General features: G+C 35.0%; 21 protein-coding genes and 1 riboswitch. Of the genes, 6 read left to right on the top strand and 15 right to left on the bottom strand.

The features are described from left to right. Positions 1 to 18 precede the first annotated feature (18 nt). On the bottom strand, positions 19 to 1944 hold the full coding sequence (locus H3T43_RS07960) for a beta-glucoside-specific PTS transporter subunit IIABC (protein WP_198213813.1): 1926 nt from the start codon (positions 1942 to 1944) through the stop codon (positions 19 to 21). Positions 1945 to 2243: 299 nt separating this feature from the next. Between H3T43_RS07960 and H3T43_RS07955 the strand changes: the two genes are divergently transcribed. Continuing rightward, positions 2244 to 3254, top strand: a complete 1011-nt coding sequence (locus tag H3T43_RS07955; RefSeq protein WP_198213811.1) for a serine hydrolase — start codon at positions 2244 to 2246, stop codon at positions 3252 to 3254. A gap of 31 nt (positions 3255 to 3285) precedes the next feature. Here the strand turns inward: H3T43_RS07955 and H3T43_RS07950 are convergent, their stop codons facing one another. Then, positions 3286 to 3462, bottom strand: coding sequence for a hypothetical protein (locus tag H3T43_RS07950; protein ID WP_162833769.1), 177 nt, complete (start codon positions 3460 to 3462; stop codon positions 3286 to 3288). Between the two features lie 364 nt (positions 3463 to 3826). Here H3T43_RS07950 and H3T43_RS09635 point away from each other — a divergent pair, with 364 nt between their 5' ends. From H3T43_RS09635 to pgmB, 3 genes are read left to right on the top strand one after another with little or no spacing between them, the layout of a single operon-like run. Continuing rightward, the gene (locus tag H3T43_RS09635; protein WP_223897038.1) at positions 3827 to 3979 is read left to right on the top strand and encodes a hypothetical protein; all 153 of its coding nucleotides are present in this window, start codon (positions 3827 to 3829) and stop codon (positions 3977 to 3979) included. Positions 3980 to 3996: 17 nt separating this feature from the next. Beyond that, the gene (locus tag H3T43_RS07940; protein WP_198213808.1) at positions 3997 to 4365 is read left to right on the top strand and encodes a hypothetical protein; all 369 of its coding nucleotides are present in this window, start codon (positions 3997 to 3999) and stop codon (positions 4363 to 4365) included. Then, entirely contained in the window at positions 4346 to 5011 is a 666-nt protein-coding gene (gene pgmB, locus H3T43_RS07935; RefSeq protein WP_198213807.1) for a beta-phosphoglucomutase, read from the top strand. Before H3T43_RS07940 ends, pgmB begins: the two co-directional genes overlap by 20 nt. 124 nt (positions 5012 to 5135) lie before the next feature. On the opposite strand, the gene H3T43_RS07930 is transcribed toward pgmB, so the two are convergent. From H3T43_RS07930 to H3T43_RS07895, 8 genes are all read right to left on the bottom strand, one after another. After that, on the bottom strand, positions 5136 to 6224 hold the full coding sequence (locus H3T43_RS07930) for a PTS sugar transporter subunit IIC (RefSeq protein ID WP_198213806.1): 1089 nt from the start codon (positions 6222 to 6224) through the stop codon (positions 5136 to 5138). Between the two features lie 486 nt (positions 6225 to 6710). Next, positions 6711 to 8168: a glycoside hydrolase family 1 protein gene (locus tag H3T43_RS07925; protein ID WP_198213805.1), complete on the bottom strand. Its 1458-nt coding sequence runs from the start codon at positions 8166 to 8168 to the stop codon at positions 6711 to 6713. Then, on the bottom strand, positions 8155 to 8517 hold the full coding sequence (locus H3T43_RS07920; protein WP_034977712.1) for a PTS lactose/cellobiose transporter subunit IIA: 363 nt from the start codon (positions 8515 to 8517) through the stop codon (positions 8155 to 8157). Before H3T43_RS07920 ends, H3T43_RS07925 begins: the two co-directional genes overlap by 14 nt. 2 nt (positions 8518 to 8519) lie before the next feature. After that, entirely contained in the window at positions 8520 to 9758 is a 1239-nt protein-coding gene (locus H3T43_RS07915) for a PTS sugar transporter subunit IIC (RefSeq protein WP_198213804.1), read from the bottom strand. A gap of 21 nt (positions 9759 to 9779) precedes the next feature. Continuing rightward, complete coding sequence (locus H3T43_RS07910) at positions 9780 to 10088, bottom strand: PTS lactose transporter subunit IIB (protein WP_034977708.1); 309 nt, start codon at positions 10086 to 10088, stop codon at positions 9780 to 9782. Between the two features lie 168 nt (positions 10089 to 10256). After that, positions 10257 to 10354, bottom strand: a riboswitch (purine riboswitch). Positions 10355 to 10463: 109 nt separating this feature from the next. Next, positions 10464 to 11852, bottom strand: a complete 1389-nt coding sequence (locus H3T43_RS07905; RefSeq protein ID WP_198213803.1) for an MFS transporter — start codon at positions 11850 to 11852, stop codon at positions 10464 to 10466. A 190-nt stretch (positions 11853 to 12042) separates the two neighbouring features. After that, entirely contained in the window at positions 12043 to 13392 is a 1350-nt protein-coding gene (locus tag H3T43_RS07900; protein WP_198213802.1) for a glucose-6-phosphate isomerase, read from the bottom strand. A 79-nt stretch (positions 13393 to 13471) separates the two neighbouring features. After that, entirely contained in the window at positions 13472 to 14098 is a 627-nt protein-coding gene (locus H3T43_RS07895) for a VanZ family protein (RefSeq protein WP_198213801.1), read from the bottom strand. Positions 14099 to 14240: 142 nt separating this feature from the next. On the opposite strand from H3T43_RS07895, the gene H3T43_RS07890 reads away from it, so the two are divergent. Together H3T43_RS07890 and H3T43_RS07885 are read left to right on the top strand one after the other, a co-directional pair. Then, on the top strand, positions 14241 to 16433 hold the full coding sequence (locus H3T43_RS07890; RefSeq protein WP_198213799.1) for an LTA synthase family protein: 2193 nt from the start codon (positions 14241 to 14243) through the stop codon (positions 16431 to 16433). Between the two features lie 35 nt (positions 16434 to 16468). Then, positions 16469 to 17335 (top strand): SPFH domain-containing protein, encoded by an 867-nt coding sequence (locus tag H3T43_RS07885; RefSeq protein ID WP_198213797.1) that lies wholly within the window; start codon positions 16469 to 16471, stop codon positions 17333 to 17335. 45 nt (positions 17336 to 17380) lie between these two features. Here H3T43_RS07885 and H3T43_RS07880 read toward each other — a convergent pair whose 3' ends face one another. From H3T43_RS07880 to H3T43_RS07860, 5 genes are all read right to left on the bottom strand, one after another. Beyond that, the gene (locus H3T43_RS07880) at positions 17381 to 18832 is read right to left on the bottom strand and encodes a HAMP domain-containing sensor histidine kinase (protein WP_198213795.1); all 1452 of its coding nucleotides are present in this window, start codon (positions 18830 to 18832) and stop codon (positions 17381 to 17383) included. Between the two features lie 8 nt (positions 18833 to 18840). Beyond that, the gene (locus H3T43_RS07875; protein WP_034977691.1) at positions 18841 to 19560 is read right to left on the bottom strand and encodes a response regulator transcription factor; all 720 of its coding nucleotides are present in this window, start codon (positions 19558 to 19560) and stop codon (positions 18841 to 18843) included. Beyond that, positions 19557 to 19952 carry an SdpI family protein gene (locus H3T43_RS07870; RefSeq protein WP_198213793.1) on the bottom strand — a complete coding sequence of 132 codons (396 nt, stop codon included), beginning with the start codon at positions 19950 to 19952 and terminating at the stop codon, positions 19557 to 19559. The genes H3T43_RS07875 and H3T43_RS07870 overlap by 4 nt, the downstream gene beginning before the upstream one ends. A gap of 25 nt (positions 19953 to 19977) precedes the next feature. Continuing rightward, on the bottom strand, positions 19978 to 20946 hold the full coding sequence (manA, locus tag H3T43_RS07865; protein ID WP_198213791.1) for a mannose-6-phosphate isomerase, class I: 969 nt from the start codon (positions 20944 to 20946) through the stop codon (positions 19978 to 19980). A gap of 234 nt (positions 20947 to 21180) precedes the next feature. After that, positions 21181 to 22926, bottom strand: a complete 1746-nt coding sequence (locus H3T43_RS07860) for an FAD-dependent oxidoreductase (protein WP_198213789.1) — start codon at positions 22924 to 22926, stop codon at positions 21181 to 21183.

The following is a 22926-nucleotide window of genomic DNA, read 5'->3' as shown; positions in this document are numbered from 1 at the left end:
ATATCTTAGATTTCGATATTATGATTTCCATAACAGGTATAACAACTGGTCGTTATTAATGACGTTATCCTTGTTCGTCGAACCAATGGCTGCATAGTTTTTCGAATTAGTCACTACAACGGTCGTGGTTAAGTCATAACCTGCCTGCTCAATCTTTTGCATGTCAAATGAAACTAGCAGCTGCCCCTTCTTGACATGATCTCCATCTTGAACGTGCTTTTCAAAATACTTTCCATTTAGTTTAACAGTGTCAATGCCAATATGGATCATCATTTCAATTCCACTGTCTAATATTAAACCAATTGCATGTAAAGTCGGATATATCATGCTGACTGTGGCATCTGCAGGAGCTAAAATTTTTCCTGAAGCAGGTTGAACTGCAATACCTTTACCCAAAACTCCGGATGCAAAAACTTCATCTGAAACCTGAGCTAGAGGTATCGTTTTACCTTCAAGAGGAGAATTTACAGATAAGTCGCAGTCATCTGCAACTAAATCTTCATCAATGGTTTTAGCAGGATTTTCTTCCTGATTATCCTCAATTTGATCCGTTTTTGAACTATTTTTTTCTACAAGATCATCACTAGGTAAATCATTAAAACCTAATATAACTGTTAAAATGCAAGCTCCACCAAAGGCAATTAAGCAACCCAAAATGTAACAAATAAATGCCTTAGTTCCGGCAGAAGCATATACGGGAATGGTCAAGACACCTTGATTTGCAAAAGCATTCCCATAAGAGCCTCCCCAGCCCATTAAGGCACCGCCTAAAGCACCACTAATTACTGCATAAACCATAGGCTTTTTCAGACGCAAGTTAGCACCATAAATAGCCGGCTCGGTAATACCAAACAATGCTGTCACTGTAGCTGAAGCTGCCACGGTTTTCAGATTTTTGTTTTTAGTTCTGAAGAAAACTCCCAAAGCCGCACCAGCTTGTGAAAAGTTTGCTGCACCAGCAAAGGCAAGCAGGTTTTGCCGTCCCGTTTTAGCAACATCGTTTATACCAATTGGAATGATTGCTCTGTGAGCACCAAAAATAACAAGTACACACCAAATACCTCCAACAAAGGCACCTAATAAAATCGGACTCAAGTTCATGATATAGTGATATGCCCAGTTAACTGCGTTACCAATATAAATACCAATCGGACCGAAAATCATTAAGGTTGCAGGTACCATAATAAGTAAAGACAAAGTTGGTACCATAATAATTTTGAGCACATCCGGCATTATTTTTTTAACAAATTTTTCAACGTATGCCAGTACAAAAACCGCTATGATGATGGGAACAACAGAGGAAACATAATTTGCCTTGGTAATTCCAATCCCAAACAGCGTTACTGCTTTGTTTCCCGTCATCAACTCTACCAAAGTGGGATAACATAGCGTTGCTCCCAGAGTCATAGCTATGTATTCATTTGTTTTAAAAACTTTAGCAGCCGATCTAGCCAAAATCACTGGCATAAAATAAAATAGAGCATCTGACGCAGCATTCAAAATAATATAAGTATTAAATGTCTTTATATCAACATGGTAGACATTTAAGCCAATTAATGCTGCAACAGCCAAAATACCCTTTAACATTCCCGAAGCGGCAATGGCCGGAATAGTTGGCGTAAAAATAGCAGTTACAACATTTAAAATCTTTGTCCCAATACCAACTTTTTTGTCTTGCTCATCATCTTCCGTAGCGGTACTTTCAAGCAACGGCATGATTTCATCATAAATTGCTTCCACTTTATTACCTAAAACTACTTGAAACTGACCACTGGCCTCTACAACCTGAATCACTCCCTCTATACTGGAAATTTTGTCTTTGCTTGCTTTACTTTCGTCTTTTAGAACAAATCTCAACCTGGTAAAACAATGCGTTAAACCAGAGACATTATCTTTTCCGCCCACTCCATCTATGATTTGTAGCGCGATCTTATGATTATCCATAATTTTCCTTCTTTTATTTAAATAAAAAAGACCAAACATACGTAAATAAAACCGTCCATCTCGGTTATTAATTACATACATTCGATCTTGCCTGCATTACCAGTAACACGTCAAATAAAAGTTCTTTTATTTTACAAACTTAAATTTAACATTAGAAATCAATTTATGCAAGCGATTACATAAAATTTACCATTAAATCTATTTTTTAACATTTAAAATTTCATTCGCACTTATTTGCAAAAATAAACCAACGAATTGTATATAATATAATTAGAAATATTAACTGAAAGACAGATTTTATGATTGACTACTCAAACACCCAAAATTTAATTGAATCAATGGTTACGGAACGCATTGTGCCAGGCGTAAACTATGCTTTTTTTAAAAATGACCAAGTTTTCACTTCAACCGTCGGCTTTGCAAGTACTTATCCGACAGTTACTCAGCTTAGCCCATTTGCCTTTTATGATTTAGCCAGTCTGACCAAAGTAATTATTACTGAAAATATTTTGCTTAAATTATATCAAGACGGACAGCTCAATTTTACTGAACCACTGCACGACTTTATTCCTGAATTTAAAGATGAACGTGTCCGCCTTTTTCACTTGCTTACCCATACCAGCGGAATTCGTGGCTGGATTGAAAAGCGTGATCAATTATCCCATGACGAATTAATCAATGCCATCATTCATTTACCTGTCACAGACGAGTTTGAACATAAAATGCGCTATGCCGATACGAATTTTATCTTGTTGGGGTTGGTTGTTAAAAAAATATTTGGTCAACCAGTTCAAGAAGTTGGTCAAAAATTAATAATTGAGCCCTCTGGTTTAAAAAATATGACATTCAATCCCCCTAAGGACTTATGTGTGCCCACTGCTGTTTACCAAGGGAAAGTTTTGCAAGGCGAACCGCACGATCCTAAGGCACGCCAGCTTGGCAGTGATTGCGGGTCAGCAGGACTTTTCTCCACAATGAATGACTTGGCTAAATTAAGCAAAGGTTACTTGGGTTTGGATAAACAAATTCTGCCCTTCAGTCAAGAACTTGTCGCAATGTTATTCGATAATAAAAATCCGGCGGGTGTCAAGCCACGCTCATGGGGCTGGGACTTGCGCTTTGACCCTCAGTTGCATTACCCGCTGATTCTGCATACCGGCTTCACCGGTGTTCTTATGCTTCTTGACCGCGTAAAAAAGTCTGGCTTAATTCTTTTGACCAATCGTATTCACCCTACTGGTCATAATCAGGTCTTTCTAACTATGAGAGAAAGAATTATTCAGAGTTTTTTAAAAGAAAATGACGAGTAAAAAACAGCTTCATATAATAGAAGCTGCTTTTCTAGCACTTTTTACGATTTGGCCAAAAATGATAGACAAGGTCAACTACTGCTTGAGCCAGCATACCGCCTGCCATCCAGTACATCCCCATCATCATATTGCCGGTAAAGGTATAATAAGCAGTAATAGCGTAAACGACTACCCACAAAATTTTGAAAAACAAATTATCACACATCATTTGTAAAAAAACTCCCTTCAATTCATTTCAAATTATACCTTTTTTTAGGCAAAAATTGGGGCTTTTTTTAGTTATTTAATCCCTGAAAAGTCGAATTGCTAAAATTATTTACAATTATTGTTATTATATAAAAATGTTTACATTCGTAAGCGTTAATAAACTTTTTTGAAAATAATTTTTTTGATGAAATCATTTTAATGCTTTTTATTCGTTATGTAATTTAATTGCTTTTCAAACTATAAAAAAAGACTTTAATTTCATCATTTTAAAGTCCTTTTATTGTTATGCAAAATAATTAGAAACGGTAATCAATGCGCATGATTGTGGTATTAGTTCAAAGTTAATCTTGCCATCTTGTATTTTTATGCTTTCCACTTTTAGAAGTGAAGTAACACAAAATTTTCCAAGCTGGCTCTATGACGTTAATTTGGATGCCACTACTATTTGGAAACGCTGGAATTCAGTCTTGCCTGAAGGCTCAAGGTCAACCTTAGTATTCCTTTTGGTCAAAGAGTAACCGTAAAATTACCTAGAGTGAAGGATAAAGTAGAAATTAACAGCAAGCGATTATCTTTGCCATTGGAATTAACTAACGGTGATTTTACAATTTCTTATGTGCCAGAAAACAGTTATATTGAATACTACAATATCAATATGCCCGTAAAAGAATTAATGAGCGATGCGGAACTTGTTAAACAGCTAAGACCAATCAATACTGTTTTTGACTTTTTGCAAGATCCCGATAATCTCAAAAAATTTGGTGAAAATTCTATGGTAGAATTGAATAGTCTGTTGCCATTTATTAATATTTCAGACGAAGATTTTAACCAAATTAGTAAAATACTTGATACTACGCCAGTAACAAGTGAAAGGAAGTTTTTAAATGAAAGGCGTTCTCTTTGATTTAGATGGGGTCATTGCAGATACATCCGTATACCATTTCCAAGCTTGGAGAAAATTAATCAAAAAACATTTTAATCTCGAATTACCGGATGAACTTGAAAAACAAACAAAAGGTGTAAGCCGAACAGATTCTTTAAAGGCAATTTTAAAATTTTTAAATATCTCCGTGTCACAAGAACAATTTAATGAAATGACCACTGAAAAGAACAACATTTTTCGTAATTTGTTAGCTAGTTTAACTCCCGCAAATATCTTACCTGGAATTAGTGAATTAATTTTATCCCTTAAAAAAAACAACGTTAAACTATCTTTGGCTTCTGCTAGTTTAAATGGTCCATTCATACTAGAAAAATTACAATTGACAGATGCATTTGATGCTATTGCAGACCCAAGTAAAGTTGCTGCTGGTAAGCCAGCACCAGACATTTTTATTGCTGCAGCTGAAGCAATTAATCTTAAAACACAAGATTGCGTAGGTATTGAAGATTCAATTGCAGGTATCACTGCTATCAACAAGTCAGGTGCTTTATCAGTTGGCGTTGGCTCTATAACGGATCTAAAAGATGCTAAATTACTTTTTCCTAAGACAGCAGCATTAAATTATGATCAAATCGAAACTGCATGGAAAAAAATTAATTTAAATTAGTAACCTGTTTACAAATAAAAACTCGTGAATAAAACAAAATTTGTTTTTCACGAGTTTTTTGATGCTTAAAATAAATTGGTGTAAATAAGGATTGGTTTTTTATGACAGATTTAAGTAATTACATTTATTCACCTAGATAGGCAAAGGCTACCTTTTCATCATAAACATGAAAGACCTTTTCAAAGAGGAAACGGCATACCATTGCTACTAGAACTGGAAATACTATCCAGACAATCAAGGCCATTACAATATTAATACTTGCTTTGCCAGCATCTAAGGATGCCAGGGGCCCTACCAGGCCAACGAGACCGAAACCAGCAGAAGCTGGAGTTCCACTAACGTGAAATAGAGCCACTGGAATAGCGGAAAGCGCTGCTGTAATTAATGTTGGTAAAACAATAACTGGATGCCTGAAAAGATTGGGCATCATCATTTTCATTGCTCCTAATGCAATTGCAATAGTAACTCCTGATTTATTAGTTCGCCAAGAATGAACGACCAATACCAGTGTCGTTGCCGCGACTCCCATTGCTGCTGCACCTGCCGAAAGACCATTTAATTGGATAGCCATTCCAATTGCCACAGTTGATATTGGTGAAATTATCAAAATTGCAAACATACAGGAAATTAAAATACACATTAATATTGGCTGTAAATTAGTAAAGGAATTAATTACTGACCCAAGCCAGGTGGTGATTTTGCTTACATATGGCAAAATCATCATGCCGATCCAACCTGCTCCACCACCAACAACAATCGGGGCTGCAACAATTTTGACAGAGCCAAAACGTTGACCCACTAATAACAAAAGCCCCACAGCCAAGCCAGCTGTAATCATGGTATTAATAAGATCGCCTGTTCCTGCCGAAACAAAGATGCCTTGAGCTTTAGTAGCAGGATTCACAATTTGTGGTACGAATTTTGTAACTCCGGAGCCAACATAAGCAGCGGCTCCTACAATGGCAACATCCAGTGGAACCATTTTAAATTGGATGGCAATTAACGCCCCAATTAGCAAAGGTGTAGCACATTGAAAAATCAGTAATGCCTGGTTAATAGATGCCGTCACCGGATTTTGACCAAATAATTTTAAAATTGCACTGACAACTGCATTTGGAATCAAGCCTACGATTATTCCAGTTGCAGTTCCTGCTAAAATGTTGTTTAGAAAAGTTTTTACTGTTAGTTTGTTAGTATTGGTTGTGTCAGCCATATTTGTACTCCTTTAATATAATAGTGATTAGGTATACATTGTCAGCAAAATAATTTGTGACAAAATCGAAATATGCTGATTGCTAATTCGCCTCATTGCTTTTTCCTCCTTAAATTTAATTATTAAGTATTTTATCATTTTATTTAAAAATGTACATAAAAATATTAAAAATATTTAATTTTATACTAGGTAATAAAAAAGTATAACTAGATACTCTTGGTGTCTAGTTATACTGCAAAAATGTATTTTATTTTTATAATATCAATGATAATATCATTAAAATTTCAAAATCAGTCTTTTTAACGAAAAACTTAAGATAACAAAATTGTTACCTGTTTAAAAGTTAACGAAACTGGTTCTCACTATTCTTAAGCAAAAAACTTTTTATAATGTACTAAATCCTCTCGAGAAATTTTCGCTATTAATTAAATCATCTCAAAAAGTGCATTTGTTGCTTTTAAAATTTTTTTCTTATTCCTGATTCATTTATATATATTTACCATTCGAGCTAATTACTTGTTTATACCAGAAGTAGCTGTCTTTTAAGTAACGTTTTCTGCTTCCCTGTCCGTTATCATCAATATCTACATAAACAAAGCCATAACGTTTTGACATTTGTTGAGAAGAACACGAAACGATATCAATCGGTCCCCAAGCGCAATAAGCAATTACTTCTGCCCCATCATGTATTGCCCTTCCTACTTGTTCAATATGCATACTCAGATATTCTGAACGATAAGGATCATATATTTTTTTGTCACTTTCCAATTTGTCATAAGCACCTAAGCCATTTTCAGCAATAATAATTGGTTTTTGATAGCGATCATAATATTGAGATAAAGTATTGTATAGTCCTTGAGGATCAATAGCCCAGCCCCAACTACTTTGTTTCAAATTCGGATTTTGTAAATTATCTGCTGGCTGCATCTTATTCTTCGTTGAGTCAACCATACGAGAATAGTAATAAGAAATAGCTAAAAAATCCATACGATTTTCGTTAATTAATTTCAATTCATTTTGCGTAATATCAAGTTCAATATTCTTATCATTAAAATAATTTAAAGCAAATTTGGGATATTTACCTCTAAATTGAACATCTGTCACAAAATATTGCATACGATTTTGCTGCATTGCAAGTATAACATCGTCCGGCTTACTACTTGCAGGATAAACAGTACCATCAGCAACCATTGTTCCAATGTGTATATTAGGATTATTCAAGGAACGTGCATAATTCTTTATTTCGGCTCCTGCCACAATTTGATTATGCATTGCTTGATAAAGAGCTTGTTCTTGATTTGGATATTGATCACTAGCTACACCAACTGAAAGCCAAGGTTCTATTTGAACCATATTAATTTGATTAACTACAATCCAATATTTTACGCGATCACCGAACCAATCCAACAATACTTTGCCAAATTTCACAAAAAGAGGAATTACTTTCTTATTAGGCCAACCCCCATATTTAAGTGTAATATTAATAGGAGTTTCATAATGATTCATTGTGATAATTGGTTCAATTTCTAATTGCACCATACAATCAATCATGTCTGAGTAATGCCTTAGTGCCTTTTCATTAGGCTTTTCATCGTCTCCATTAGGAAAAATTCTCGACCAATCTAGAGAAGTTCTAAAGGTAGTAAAACCTGCATTAGCTAAAAGCTGTAAATCTTCTTTATAAGTATAGTAAAAGTCAATACCAAAACGTTTGGGATAATAATTTTCAGTATCTTGACTGTTTTTCTTAACTTCGTTTAGCGTCATCCCTTGTGACTCCGCGGCTTGCAACTCTTTATTTGATAATCCTTGAAGATAGGGTTGCACATCTGAGGAATTTAATCCTTTTCCATCTGCCTGAAAAGCACCGTCCGCTTGACTTGCAGCTTGAGCACCACCCCATAAAAAGTTTTTGGGAAAGTATGGAAAATTATTTTTTCTCATTCAGATCACCTTTACACTGACAATCACGCTTTTCAAATATCTTTATTAAATGATTTGCCAAATTATACTCAGTGTTGATTGTCATCAAAGTATCTTGAGCATGTGTAAATAATACTGAGTATTGTATTGGCTTACCTTCAGCTTCTTCTTGAATTTTTTTGGTTTGCAGACGATGAGCTTTTACTAATTTTTCATTTGCTTTCTTCATGTTCTCTTTTGCGTTATCGTAATTCGAATTTGCCACATCATCCAGGGCTTTACTGATAAAATCACGGGCATCACCGGCGTTTAAAATAATGTTCATTGTATTTTTAACATTTTCTTCACTGAATTGATTATTATCTTCCACGTCTATGCCTCACTTTCAGTTTCTTGTTTAACCAAATTTCTGTCATAAACTTTGAAAAATGGATAATAAATTAAACCACCAACGATAAAAAGGATTACTAATAAAATCATAGAGCTGAATGCTGGACTGACAATCCAAGTAACAAAAGGAAATGGAATATACCACATTTGCATTAATGAGTGTGGTATAGGAGAAAGACCTGATTTAAACCAAAACGCAGTAATCAAAGGCAAAACAATGCCATTGATCCATAATGGAATCATTAAGTAAGGATTCCAAACTATTGTGCCAAATACAACAGGTTCATTAATATTAAAAATTGTTGGTAAAACACTGGCTTTTCCAAGTGCTTTAAGTCGATTCGATTTTGCCCAAAATAGCATCATTAAGACAAGCGGCATTGTACATCCAATACCACCAATCCAAGGAAAACTAAAAATAAGCTCACTAGTGAATATATGTTTAGCTGCATGTCCCAAAGAGTATGCACTTGCATTGGCAGCTATACCAGCCAGCATTACTGGCTTATCAATTCCAGATAATACCCAGCTGGAAATTCCCATTGAATAAATAAAACACTGTAAAAATAAATAAAATGTAAAACCCCACCAAGTATCTAAAGATGTCGCTATAGGTGAAAAAATAGCTACAATTAAGTGATAAAGATTAAAGTGTAAGATATCCGTAAGCAACCAACCTGTTGCTATTACAACAGCAATAGGCAACATTGAATCAAACCAAGCAGTCACAAAATCCGGCATTGAAGTATCATCACTAAAGAAACTAAACTTAGCAAATAGTTCCATAATCAAAGCAACAAAAACACCAACAACTAAGGCAACAAACATCCCTCCTGCACCGAGTTCTGAAAATTGGTAAGAGATTACATTACCAGTTTTATCCCATGAAGGGTTAGCAAGCATCAGAAAAAGCGCAACTGAGGATAGGCCTGCTATAATTCTTTGCTTATTGATCTTTTTAAATTCCATGAAATTAAATGGGACTAAAAAGGCAACAAAAATTGAGGTCAAGCCAAAAGTGAAACTATTAATTGGCGAAAGATTTGGCCACCATTTCCAAAAGTTTGTCGGTATATTTAATAAAGTAATTAGTGAACCGACGAAGATAAATGGTAAAACTTCCAAAATAGAATTTTTGATAGTGATAATCCATTGATTATTAGCAACTTTTTGTGCCTTAGGAGCAAATTTTGTATTTAAAAAGGTCATGAAGCCATTCATTCTTAAATTTTCCTTCTTTCTTTATTGTTCTAATTCTTTTTTCAAATGATCTATTGCACCCTTACCATCAAGGATTGCATAATATTCTGGCTTCATTAAGATTACTTTTACCTGTGAAGGTACTCTTTCTTTTATTGCATTAAATTCAGCTTTCAAGTGAGGTCCAACCATTAGTGCATCAATATCATTAGCATAATCTGAAAGCTCTGCTTCGCTTCTTGCTTGAATTTTAAAATCCAAACCTGCTTTTTTTGCAGCTTTACGCATATTTGCTGCCATAAAGCCAGAAGATGCTCCGGAACCACAAATTAATAGAACATTTTTTGTCATTGTTTTTTCCTTTCAAGTATTTTTTGGTGATATTTCTTGACTATTTTTTTAACATACTTTTAGTTTGTTTTATGTATATGGTTTTTTCACTTTTTCTCCTCAAAACATAAAACGACTTTTCTACCAAAGCCATGGTAAAAAAGCCGTTTTAAAAACAGAAATCAATGTTTTAAATGCTGATTTATCCATAGTTCGGAATTTACGGTTCCGAGTAGAAACTGTCGTCCGTATTACGACAATATATAGATATCTATATCTCCTGTATTTTAGCAAAGCTTTATTTTAAGTGCAAGATCGCCAAAAATAGAAAAAGGGAATATTTTAGCAAATATTCCCTTAATAGTTCATTTTCAATTTTGATATTTATTTTTGATTTTAATTCAATTTCTTCTCAAGTCTAAATAAGTTTAAATAACTGAGCAAAATTATCACACTGACAAATGTCAAAAATAAAAATGCTTCCTGAGTGCCTTGGGCCGTAAGTGCTGCATAATTACCAGGTCTTTTTTGCCAAGATGAAATAATAGCTGCCATTACTGTTGTTCCCATTGATCCAGCATATTGTTGGCCAGTTTGAAAGACTGCGGTCGCATCAGTATGCAATTCTTCTGGTTGTAATTTCGATGCTTCAGCCATAGTGTTGTTAAACGCCATCTGGCGACCAATAATCATAATGCCATAAAAAACACCGACCATGAATGTACTGATTTTCAAACTAAACAAAGAAAAAAGCAAACAGGCCGTTAAGCAGAATACTGTTCCCGTAAGTAGTGGCAATGGCGCACCCTTTTTATCATAAATATGACCAAACCAGGGGTTTAAAATACCACTGATAATACAACCGGGAAGCAAAACCATACCTCCGATTAAAGAACTGGCATGATTAACAATTTGCACATAATTAGGCACAGCGAAACTGGTACCAATATTGATAAACTGCAATAATAGATAAGATATCATGGCAAAAATAAAGGGTTTATTTTTAAAAATATTCAAGTTTATCAGTTTCTTTTTGCTGGAGCGTGGCAATTTTATAAACGCGTATACCAAAATTGCCACAACAATCATGCTAAGCCAAAAACCAATATCTCTAAAACCATTACTAATTCTATTGAAACCTAAGTTAAAAATTACCATTGCACTAGCAATAACAATATAACTTAGCCAGTCAAAAGTCGGATGTTTTTTCTCATGGTATTGTTCAATTACGAATAAACCCAAAATCATAATAAATACAGCAATTACAGCTACAATCTCAAAAATTAGTGGCCAACCAAAATAGTAAACAACTGTGCCACCAAATGTGGGGCCTAGAGACGGTGCAAGAATAATGACTAAACCAGTCAAACCCATATAGAAGCCCCATTTTTCTTGCGGCATTAATTCCACTACCATATTAAACATTAACGGTATTGACAATCCTGCTCCAACCGAAGAAATCAAGCGACCTGCGAGTAAAACCCAGAAATTTGTTGCAAAACCAGCCACAATTGAACCAGCGATGAATGCAATTGCGGCAGTTAAAAACAATTGTCTTGCTGAAAAGCGGTCATTTAGATATGAACTTGCAACCATTATTACAGAGATCATCAATAAATATCCCGTTGTAGTCCACTGAACTAATCCCAACCCAATATGAAATTGTTTCATCAATGTGGGAAAAGTAACATTTAAACTTGTTTCTGTCAAAATGGAAACAAAAGCCATTAAAGCACAACTGATAATTGCCAGAACCCTCTTGGGTGTTTCTTTCTTTTCTTCCATATAATTAAATCTCCCTAATAAAAAAAGGTTAAAAGTCAAAAACTTTTACCCTTTCCATAATGGTTAACATGAATAGATACAATGTACAGGATGATATATATTTTATAATTAATTTATATCAATATAGCTTGTATAAAGTAAGCATATAATTATAATAAGCTTATTTTAAAAAAGTTTCAATAATAAAAAATTATTTTTCTTCCTTGAATCTAGCTGTCAAATCATCGTGTAATTCTTCATAACCTGGTTTATTAAGCAATCCAAACATGTTCCGTTTATATTCTTCAACACCAGGTTGGTTGAATGGATTAATGCCATTAACGTAGCCAGAAACAGCAATTGCCAGTTCAAAGAAGTAAATTAGGTAACCTAAAGTGTGTTCTGTTTGATCAGGAATATTAACTGTCATAACAGGAACACCACCATCAGTGTGAGCAAGAACAACTCCTTCATAGGCACGTTCATTTACAAAGTTTAAACTTTTGCCAGATAAGAAATTTAACTGGTCTAAATTACGATCATCAGAAGGGATTTTCACATCATTTGCCGGATTTTCGACTCTAATAACTGTTTCGAAAAGATTTCTTCTGCCTTCTTGAATATATTGACCCAATGAGTGCAAATCAGTCGTAAAGTTGGCACTGGCCGGCCAAATGCCCTTATTATCCTTTCCTTCTGATTCTCCCATTAATTGTTTGCACCATTCACTGAACATTCTTAAAGTTGGTTCATAGTTTTCAACAATTTCAGTGGTGTAGCCTTTGCGATAAAGAATATTACGCAAAGCAGCATATTGATAAGGAGTCGCGTTGCTTAAATCCGTATTAGTATACTCTGCTCTGGCATCAGCAGCGCCTTTCATTAATTGGTCAATATCAGCTCCCGAAACTGCAATCGGCAACAAACCAACAGCTGATAGTACGCTGTAGCGTCCACCAATGTCATCCGGCACAACAAATTCTTCATAACCTTCAGCATCTGCTTCAGTTTTTAAAGCTCCTTTAGCACGATCTGTTGTAGCAAAAATTCTATTCTTAGCCTCATCTGCGCCATACTTCTCAATCAATTTATCTTTAAAAATTCGAAAAGCAACAGCTGGTTCAGTAGTAGTACCAGATTTAGAAATTACATTAACACTAAAGTCCTTGTCACCGAGCCATTCAATCAAATCATGCAAATATGAACCTGATAAGGAGTTGCCGCAGAATACAACAGTAGGATATTTTTCTTTACCCTTGCCATAAAATGCACCATTTAAAAACTCAATAGCTGCTTGAGCGCCTAAATATGAACCACCAATACCGATACAAACTAAAACTTCAGAGTCACCTTGAATCTTTTGGGCTGCTTTTTTGATTCTGGCAAATTCCTCTTTGTCATAATTAACCGGCAAATCGACCCAACCTAGAAAATCATTGCCTGCACCTGAACCATCTCTAAGTTCTTTATCGGCAACGTTAACTAAAGCTTGCATCTCACCTAGTTCATTATCGTGAACAAATGGTGTCAGTTTTGTACCATCAAATTTAATTAAACTCATAAACACGCTCTCCTTACTGAATTAAATATGTATTTCACAAGAACATTTTAGCAATCTTATTTTACAAATACCAGTGCTTTTAGTTAGTTTTATGGGTCCTTCTCCTGATTATCATTACAAGCCAATAGCAGAAATATCCAATTACCGTTCCGCAACTGTTAAAGAACACATCATCAATATCTGTAACTCCAGTTTCCAGTAAAAACTGCATCCCTTCAATAAAAACTGAAAAAATGATACCAGCGAGAACAACACGCCAAAAGGTTTGTTTTTTGGAAAAAACAAATGGTGATAAAAATCCAAATGGAATAAAGCACAGGATGTTACCCAATGAATTGTATACAAAGTCTAGCCTGCTGGGTGCATGATACATTTTCCAGGTTTCCCTCAAAAAGACAAAATTTATTTCGTTTAAAGGTCTGTGCAGATTAAGGGTCAGGTTCCAGGGAAAATAAGTGTTACGAAAAGTAGTTAACATCAGCACTAAAATTAAATAAAAAGCAAATAACCATACTGACGCTTCAGATTTAATTGTACGCCGACTCCTAATAGTCATTAGCCAGATTAAGCGTATTACCATAAAAAACAGGAAATAAAAGATAGTTTTATCAAGTGCCAGTACAATCAACTTAATCAAAGCAAAATGATTTATTTTAGTAGCGTAAAGTTGCGAAAGCAGGTTATATAGTGGTCCTAAAAATATCATTCTGATTCAATTCCTAAAATATAGTTCATTTAAATTATACTCAAGTTTCTGCTATTAATTATTAAAAAAGGTCTAACAAAACAGAAAAGATTGTCTAAAAGGACAGAAACTTTTAAAATAGTCTGATAAGGGAGAGTTCATTTTGAATAAAAAAAATCTGACTAACTTCATTCAGACTCGTATAGGCTTTTTCTGCCTTCTGATTGTTTTGTTTGCGCTCAAGTACATTTTTGCAGCCTACCATGATTTCAATTTGGGTATTTCAGATCCTTATCAACATATTATCATGTGGTTAAGTCCTGTTGGTAGTGCAATTTTACTAATGAGCATTGGATTATATTTTTCCAAGCCTCTTGTTTCATATTGTGCAATGGTCCTGCTTGATGTAGCAAATTCGGGACTGTTATTTGCTAATGTTCTTTACTACCGTCAATTTTCTGATTTTATTACGGTGAAGACCATTACTAATGCTGGTAAAGTTGCACCTGGCTTAGGAAAAAGTGCAGTCGCACTGCTTCAACCTTCTGACCTGTTGTTGTGGCTTGACCTTATCATAATTATCATATTACTAATTTCGCACAAAATCAGAATTGATCAAAAATCTTTTGGCCTCCTTACACCTTTTGCTGTTACTTCAGTTGGTGCTTTAATTTTAGTGCTAAATGTTTTTTTGGCTGAATCTTCCAGACCACGCTTGTTAGGTACCACATTCGATCGTTCATACATTGTTAAATATCTTGGTATTGATACCTACACGGTTTATGATGCTGTTAAAAATGAACAAACCGAACAGGTAAATAAAAATGCCAATACTGCTGATTTAAATAAAATTTTAGCTTATACCAAAAAAAATAAATTACCAGTAAATACAGAATATTTTGGTAAAGAAAAAGGCAAAAATGTAATAGTAATTCATTTGGAAAGCTTTCAACAGTTTTTAATTGATTTAAAAATTAATGGTAAGGAAGTTACTCCCTATCTCAATTCACTTTATCACAACAAACATACATTAAGTTTTGCCAATTTTTACCACCAAGTTGGAATTGGCCGAACCAGTGACGCCGAAAACATGTTGGAAACCAGTACCTATGGTATTTCTGACGGATCATTATTCACTGCCATGGGCAGCTCAAATACTTTTCAGGCTGCTCCTCAAATTTTGCGTCAACAAGGCAACTATACTTCTGCTGTATTTCATGGAAATGTTGGCACTTTTTGGAACCGTGATGATGTTTATAAAAATATGGGTTATAACTATTTCTTTGACCAAAATTACTTTAGTCATGATAAAAATGACCATATTGGCTATGGCATCAAAGATAAAATTATGTTTGCTGAAAGTATCAAATATTTAGAAAGAATGCAGCAGCCTTTTTATACTAAATTTATTACCGTTACAAATCATACTCCCTTTGACATGGACGAAGAGGATCTGGATCCGAGCTTTAAAACCAGTGATACTTCAGACAATTCAATTAATAACTACTTTGAAACAGCTCATTATTTGGATCAATCTATCCGAGAATTTTTCAATTACCTGAAGAAATCAGGTTTGATTAAAAATACTATGGTTGTAATTTATGGAGATCATTATGGACTAACTAATTCTGAAAATGAAACTTTGGCACCAATCGTAGGTGAAAGTTCTGACACTTGGAATACCTATAATAATGTTCAAATGCAACGTGTACCTTTTATGATACATGCTACGAATTTAAAGGGAAAAATCAAACAGGAAGTTGCAGGTGAAATAGATGTATTGCCGACTTTGCTCCATCTTCTGGGAATTTCAAATCGCAATTATATACAGTTTGGCAGTGATCTGCTAGCTCCAAAATATCGCCCGTGGCTTACTTTTAGGAACGGCACTATTGTTAGTCAGAAATACGTTATTATTGGAGGTAAGGGGTTAAAGGGCATTGTTTACGACCGTAAAAGTGGCAAGCAGATCATTAATTTTACTGAACAAGAAAAATATGAAATTACAAAATTAGCAAAAGAAGGCAAAATGTCACTGAAATACTCTGACTTACTAAATAATCATAATTTGTTGCGTTTCTATACTCCCAGCGGCTTTAAACCTGTTGACCCTACACAGTTCGACTATTTAACCAATTATAGACAGATGGAAGAGTTCCGGCAGAAATTGAAAAATAAATCCACAGCTCTTATAAACAAACAACGCAAATCTACTACCAGATTATACAAAACGGACGCTACTGAGCTTGAGGGTCGTGAAGATGAAATCACAACAATTCCAGAATCTGTTTCGGGCAATCATTTAACTGAAAAGCAGAATAAACCTGGAAAAAATCGTAAAAAGTCATATAATTAAGAAATAATCATAATTTTTTAATTTGGGAGGTTAAAATGAAATTTATCATAATTGTCGTGCTGGTTTTGCTTTTATTATGCTCTATGTGCCGTGTTGTCCCGCAAAACAATGAAGGTTTAATAGAAACATTAGGCAAATATTCCAGAACCGTAAAAGCTGGTTTAGTACTAATCATTCCGGTAATACAGAGATTGCGCAAAGTTTCCCTGGCGATGTTTCCGGCAGAAATTTCGAAATATTCAATTATTACTAAAGACAATGCAGAAATTACTACCAGCTTAACCTTAAATTACTTAGTAACTGATTCATATAAGTATTTTTACAATAATACAGATTCAGTTAAATCAATGGTTGAACTTATCCGTGGCCATTTAAGGGACATTATTGGACGGATGGATCTAAACGATGCTTTAGGCTCAACAAGTAGTATAAATAGTCAGCTTTCGGAAGCTATCGGTGATTTAACGGACGTTTATGGAATTCGTGTAGTCAGAGTCAACATTGACGAACTTTTGCCTAGCACTGAAATTCAAAAAGCCATGGACAAACAGTTAACTGCTGATCGTGAGAAAATAGCTGCTATTGAAAAGGCTGAAGGTGAAGCTAAAAATATTGAATTGACTACAAAAGCTAAAAATGATGCTTTAATTGCAACAGCTAAGGCTAAGGCAGAAGCTGTTAAAACAGGAGCAGATGCTGAAGCATATCGTATAGATCAATTGCAAGCGAGTCTGGCTAAGGCTAGTGACGGATACTTTAAAAATCAGAGTCTGGACAGTTTCAATAATTTAGCCAAGGGACCTGACAACTTAATTGTAGTTAATAAAGATGACCTCACAAATCTGGGAAGCATCCCAGCAACTGCAAAGATTTGGCATGAGACAACTAAAGATAAAGAATAAACTCTGAAAAACAAAAAATCATTTCCAAATTTGGAAATGATTTTTTTAGTTTTCGAGATATTGTTCATATCCACGATCGAATAAAATAATAGTAAATTCTGCCCCATGATTCATTTCTGACTGCACGCTTATTTTGCCACCATGCTGTTTAACCAAAGAGGAAACTATCGACAATCCTAATCCATATTCTCCTCTTCCAGAGCGACTGCGGGATGGATCAGCTTTAAAGTATCTTTCAAAAACATATTTAATTTGTTGCTGATTCATCCCAATACCGTTATCTTCAACAATAATAGTTGTTGCATGTGCAACTCTATAGCCGCTTATTTGAATTTTGCCATCAGCAGTAAATTGAATTGCATTCTGGACTAAATTGACCATTATTTGCGTAAAACGATCTTTATCAGCATAAATTGGCAGATCTCTTGGTGCATTGACAATTATTGTGTCATTAGCCTTAGCAGCATTTTGTTTAAGCTGCATTGTCACATCATCGAGCGTTTTTCTAGCATTAAAGGTGGTCTTAACTAAGTTTATTTGATTATTACGAATTTTCTCATAATCCAAATTTTCGTTAACTAATCGAATCAGTCGCTTAGTTTCCCTATTCATCAGGTCAATAGATTTAGGCTTTGCTTTATCAGGAATAGCATCATATTGCAAGCCCTCTAAAATACCATTAATGGTAGTCAGAGGGGTACGCATTTCATGTGCTGCATCAGCCATAAATTGATCACGTCTTTTTTCCTGCTCCTTAACTTCTTGGTTTGATTTCTTTAAAACGCGAACCATTTGATTGAAGTTGTCAGCCAGCTGGGTTATTTCGTCATGTCCACTGTAATTTGTTTGTACATCAAAATCACCAGCTGCAACTTTCTTTGTAGCAAGTGACAGTTTTTTTATTCTGTCCGTTGCATAGAAGGAAAGAATGAAACTAAGCACCAGCCCAACGATTATTGCCGAAATAAGAGCATTAAACAAATTTTGCTTGGCTATGGTCACTGGCCTTTCAACTATGGCAACTCGCACGCCTAGCCAAATCGCTCCAATGAATTTACCTTTGTTTTTCCATGGTAAGAGAACACCGGTACAAGCATCTTTTTTATGTCCTAAGCTGGAAAGTGCCTCATTATTATTTTTTATATGAAGCTTTTTCCCTTTCTTTAATTGCGCAACCCGCTGTGAGGTTAGTCGGATGTCTTCATTTTTCTTAGGATAAATTTGAGCACCTTGATCATCAAAAACACTGAGATATACCCTGTCACTATGGAGAACAAATTCCAGTTTATGCAAAAATTTGGGATTCAACATAGCCGAGCCATCTTTTTTATCACTTTCAGCTAAAGTACCTAAAGCTGAGGCAAAGTCTTCCATTCTGCGATAATTATATTCATATGATTGTTTAGTTGCATTATTTATTTCAGAAAAACCGATTATTGATACCGTAGTAAGAATGATAAGTAAAAAGCTAAGCATATGCTGATAAATTAACTTCATGTTAAAACCTACGAATCATCAAATTTATAGCCAACGCCCCAAACGGTTTGGATGACATTTGCACCTACTTTTTCCAATTTTTGGCGTAGTTTTTTTATATGTGCATCCACGGTGCGATCTTCACCATAATAATCATAGCCCCAGACGGACTCTAATAATTGTTCACGAGAAAATACTTGTTTAGGCTTCTGTGCCATAGTATAAAGCAAATCAAACTCTTTAGGTGTAATATTTTCAACATATTGACCATCATAAAGCACTTCACGCCGACTTTTAGAAATTTTTATGTGATCCGTTTCGACATCAAATTTTTCAGTATTCTCTGCTGATTTTGTTTGTTCTTGTTTATCCTCAATTCTAATTCTTCTTTGTAAAGCCTTGATGCGAGCTATTAAAGCCAGGGGACTAAACGGTTTGGATACATAGTCGTCAGCACCAGCATTAAATCCTTGAATCTGTTCTTCTTCACTACTACGAGCAGTCAGCATGATAATTGGTATGGATGGTGAAATTGCACAAACTTCTTTAGCAACTTCTATGCCATCTTTTTTCGGCAAGTTAAGATCTAATGTTATTAAATCATATTGATCTGGATTTTTTGCAAACATTTTAACGGCTTGTTCTCCATCAGTCGCAATTTCAGTGGTCCATCCTTCTTTTTCAAAGAACATTTCCATCATTTCTGCAACCGACTGATCATCCTCGACCATTAAAATTTTCAATTTCATTTTCGGTCCCTAAATCCTTTTGTTCTCTCCTTTTTTACTTTGTCAGGGTCTACGTAATCTGCTGGCAATTCATGGCGTTTTTGCAAAAAGCTTTTTAAACTTTTTTCCGTAGCCATGATTGGAAAGATAATGAAAAGATAAAATGTCAGCAGCCAAAGTAAAAAATATCGATCCCATTTAAGCAAATGGATTCCAATCCCTAATACTAATTGGATTAAACCAAATATAATAAAATAGTAACTTGCCTTGTGCTGAGCAAATTTGAAACTAGCTTTATTAACTTGGGCCAAGTACGAATAATAACTATAAAATGGACGTGGTCTTTTAGGAGGCGATATCAGCCATAACAGTCCAACCACTATCATAATCGAACCGCATGCTATATAAATCATTCTTTTTTCCTTTCCACCTTAAGAATTAATCCTGATTACCAGGAGCAGAAATAACCATTTTCATATTACCTGAAAATTTAAATTCCTTAATATTATTTGGAATTATCATATTTGTGCCAATAGATAAATTGAAAGTCTTGTTTTCGCACTCAATTGTACCTGAACCATTGATAATGGTTACTAATAAAAATGGATGTTTATTTAAACCAGTATTCCATTGACCATTTAGATCTATTTGCCATAGATAAAAATGGGGAGACAATGGTGGCTCAACCAATGTCTTAATCGTGGCATCTTGTTTTTTACTAGTTGTTATTTTAAGTTTTGGGTCAACATGAGGTACTTTAGTGACCTCAATAGACTTCTGGGTATGCAGCTGCCTTTTTTTACCAGTTTTCTGATCTACACGATCATAATCATATAAACGGTATGTAACATCACTTGACTGCTGCGTTTCAATGACTAGGATTCCTTTAGTCAGTGCGTGAATCGTTCCTGAAGGAACATAGAAAAAGTCACCAGCTTTAACAGGAACCTTGCGCAATAATTTGTCCCACTCGTCCTTGTGAATCATTTCAGCAAGTTCTGAATGTGTTTTAGCAGTATGACCATATATTAGATATGATCCTGGATCTGCTTGTAAAACATACCAGCTTTCTGTTTTTCCACTGTCATTTTCTACTTTGCGAGCATATTCATCATTTGGATGAACTTGCACAGATAAATTATCATTGGCATCCAAAAACTTAACGAGGAGCGGAAATTCTTGACTCTTGGGGTTACCAAATAGTTCCGGATTTTCATAATATACTTTACGTAAACTCTGTCCTTTAAAGTCACCGTTTGTAATAGTTGAAGCGTCATCCCTATATCCGGAAATAACCCAAGCTTCACCAACTTTACCGTCAGGTATATCGTAATTAAAAATAGTTTTTAATTTTCGTCCACCCCAAATTTTGGGTCTAAAATATGGGTTAAGAAAAAATGGCTCCATTATGATCACCTCACTATTAGTTTAATCTTTTAAACTATAAATTTAAAACTATTTTTTCAAATATGAAAACAAATGTTATTATTTTAAAAGCTGATTCCATAATAAAATATTTATAATAAATAATTTAGTTTATTTTAATATAACGTTTCAAAAATACCAAAGAAAAAACCTGTCATATTGTTTTGACAGGTTTTTAAATGGGGAATAATTTACTACTATTTTTATTGTTTTCTTCTACTTTCTTTTACTCTTTAATCCCTCCAATCTTGATTCTGCAATCTCATGTTCCAACTCGTTTTCATATTGTTCTCTTTGAGCTTTATCCCAGCCATAATAATCAGACATGTGTTTAATCACACCATTCTTTACTTGGTCTAAAGTATCACTCTTGAATAAAATATGATAAGTACGTCTTAATAGGTAGTCAACTGGTGTTAATGTCATTTCCTCTGCAAGAGAGTAATCAAGAGCTGCAGTTTCACCAATACTCAATCCTTCTTCTGGTTTGATTGTTTGGGCATAGTCGTAAATTTGCTCCGCCTGAGAACCAAATAAGTTTGCAATCTCTTTTGCATCATCAGCTGCAAGGCCAGCAGCCACACCATCTTTCGCAATGAGAGCAAGTTCAGCTTCTGCGTTGTCAGAATCGAAATCGCCACCAGCAACTTTAATTTCTGCTGAATCTTGCAACGTAAAGTTTTTAGAAAACTCGTCATGAAATTTTTGCTGAATTTTCTTCATTGCACCATTAGCCATGATGCGGTAATCTGTCAACTTACCGCCGGCTAAAGTGATCAATCCATCTTCAGCTTCAGTTAACGAACTACCACGCGATACCGCAGATGGTGCTGAAGTACTGTCAGAAACGCTGGCACCAGTTGCTGCATCTGCAGCTTCGTTACCTTCCACTTCAACTTCGATTAGAGGTCGTACACCGGCCCAACTGGCTTCAATATCGTTAATCGTTAAATGAGCTGCAGGATACTTTTTATTGATGATATTTAACAAGTAGTCTACATCGCTTTTTTCAACTGTAGGATGAGCATAATCACCTGTAAAGTCAGTATCCGTTGTGCCGAAATAGGTTTTACCTTCCCGAGGAATAGTGAAAATCATTCGGCCATCAGCAGTACCTGAACCAAAATATGTTGGCTGTGGCACAGTCAAGCGGGACTGGTCAACTACCAAGTGGACACCTTTTGTAGGACGCAAACGCGGTTTTTTATAAACTTCTTTATCTTCTTGTCTTACCAAATCAGACCAAGGTCCAGAAGTGTTAATAACAACATCAGCATGAATTTCAAATTCTTCACCAGTTAAATTGTCATGAACGCGAACGCCATTAACTTGTTTCTGATCATTATGTAAAATTGCTATACACTTCAGTCGACTAACGGCCAGACATCCTAATTCATGAGCTTTTTTAACATTTTCTACTACCAAGCGGGAATCGTTATTTTGATAATCTAAGTAAACACCTGCACCCTGCAAGTTCTCACTATTTAATTGTGGCTCTCGTTTTAATGTTTCTTCCTTATTCATCATGTAGTTGGCATATTTAATTAAAGGTGAATCTCCTTCGATACCAGCCAAATGATCATAAAGATCCATTGCTACTTTTACCGAGAACATAGTAAACGTTGTCCCTGGTTCGTCATAAATTGGCAAAATCATAGGATCAGGTTGGGTCATATGCGGAGCAATATGCTGGATAACAGCACGCTCCTTGACTGTATCAGAAACGACTTGAACATCAAAGGTCTTCAGATAACGAATACCACCATGTACAAGTCTGGTAGACCGTGATGAGGTACCTCCACCAAAGTCTTGCATATCAATCAAGCCTGTCTTCATTTTAGCTGCACTGGCCTGAAGAGCAACACCTGCTCCAGTAATGCCGCCTCCGATAACCAGCAAATCTAATTTTTCATTTTTTAAACGTTCAATTTCTTCTTTTCTGGTTTCAATTGAAAACGCCAT

The sequence above is a fragment of the Lactobacillus sp. M0396 genome, from assembly GCF_016101625.1.
GTDB classification, from domain to species: domain Bacteria; phylum Bacillota; class Bacilli; order Lactobacillales; family Lactobacillaceae; genus Lactobacillus; species Lactobacillus huangpiensis.
This window is presented reverse-complemented; position numbering and strand designations above follow the sequence as displayed.

What these genes read in the sequence shown, in the direction of transcription:
- H3T43_RS07960 (WP_198213813.1), bottom strand. Translation starts at nt 1,944, where the DNA reads ATGGATAATCATAAGATCGCGCTACAAATCATAGATGGAGTGGGCGGA.
- H3T43_RS07955 (WP_198213811.1), top strand. Translation starts at nt 2,244, where the DNA reads ATGATTGACTACTCAAACACCCAAAATTTAATTGAATCAATGGTTACG.
- H3T43_RS07950 (WP_162833769.1), bottom strand. Translation starts at nt 3,462, where the DNA reads ATGATGTGTGATAATTTGTTTTTCAAAATTTTGTGGGTAGTCGTTTAC.
- H3T43_RS09635 (WP_223897038.1), top strand. Translation starts at nt 3,827, where the DNA reads ATGCTTTCCACTTTTAGAAGTGAAGTAACACAAAATTTTCCAAGCTGG.
- pgmB (WP_198213807.1), top strand. Translation starts at nt 4,346, where the DNA reads ATGAAAGGCGTTCTCTTTGATTTAGATGGGGTCATTGCAGATACATCC.
- H3T43_RS07930 (WP_198213806.1), bottom strand. Translation starts at nt 6,224, where the DNA reads ATGGCTGACACAACCAATACTAACAAACTAACAGTAAAAACTTTTCTA.
- H3T43_RS07925 (WP_198213805.1), bottom strand. Translation starts at nt 8,168, where the DNA reads ATGAGAAAAAATAATTTTCCATACTTTCCCAAAAACTTTTTATGGGGT.
- H3T43_RS07915 (WP_198213804.1), bottom strand. Translation starts at nt 9,758, where the DNA reads ATGAATGGCTTCATGACCTTTTTAAATACAAAATTTGCTCCTAAGGCA.
- H3T43_RS07910 (WP_034977708.1), bottom strand. Translation starts at nt 10,088, where the DNA reads ATGACAAAAAATGTTCTATTAATTTGTGGTTCCGGAGCATCTTCTGGC.
- H3T43_RS07905 (WP_198213803.1), bottom strand. Translation starts at nt 11,852, where the DNA reads ATGGAAGAAAAGAAAGAAACACCCAAGAGGGTTCTGGCAATTATCAGT.
- H3T43_RS07900 (WP_198213802.1), bottom strand. Translation starts at nt 13,392, where the DNA reads ATGAGTTTAATTAAATTTGATGGTACAAAACTGACACCATTTGTTCAC.
- H3T43_RS07895 (WP_198213801.1), bottom strand. Translation starts at nt 14,098, where the DNA reads ATGATATTTTTAGGACCACTATATAACCTGCTTTCGCAACTTTACGCT.
- H3T43_RS07885 (WP_198213797.1), top strand. Translation starts at nt 16,469, where the DNA reads ATGAAATTTATCATAATTGTCGTGCTGGTTTTGCTTTTATTATGCTCT.
- H3T43_RS07880 (WP_198213795.1), bottom strand. Translation starts at nt 18,832, where the DNA reads ATGAAGTTAATTTATCAGCATATGCTTAGCTTTTTACTTATCATTCTT.
- H3T43_RS07875 (WP_034977691.1), bottom strand. Translation starts at nt 19,560, where the DNA reads ATGAAATTGAAAATTTTAATGGTCGAGGATGATCAGTCGGTTGCAGAA.
- H3T43_RS07870 (WP_198213793.1), bottom strand. Translation starts at nt 19,952, where the DNA reads ATGATTTATATAGCATGCGGTTCGATTATGATAGTGGTTGGACTGTTA.
- manA (WP_198213791.1), bottom strand. Translation starts at nt 20,946, where the DNA reads ATGGAGCCATTTTTTCTTAACCCATATTTTAGACCCAAAATTTGGGGT.
- H3T43_RS07860 (WP_198213789.1), bottom strand. Translation starts at nt 22,926, where the DNA reads ATGGCGTTTTCAATTGAAACCAGAAAAGAAGAAATTGAACGTTTAAAA.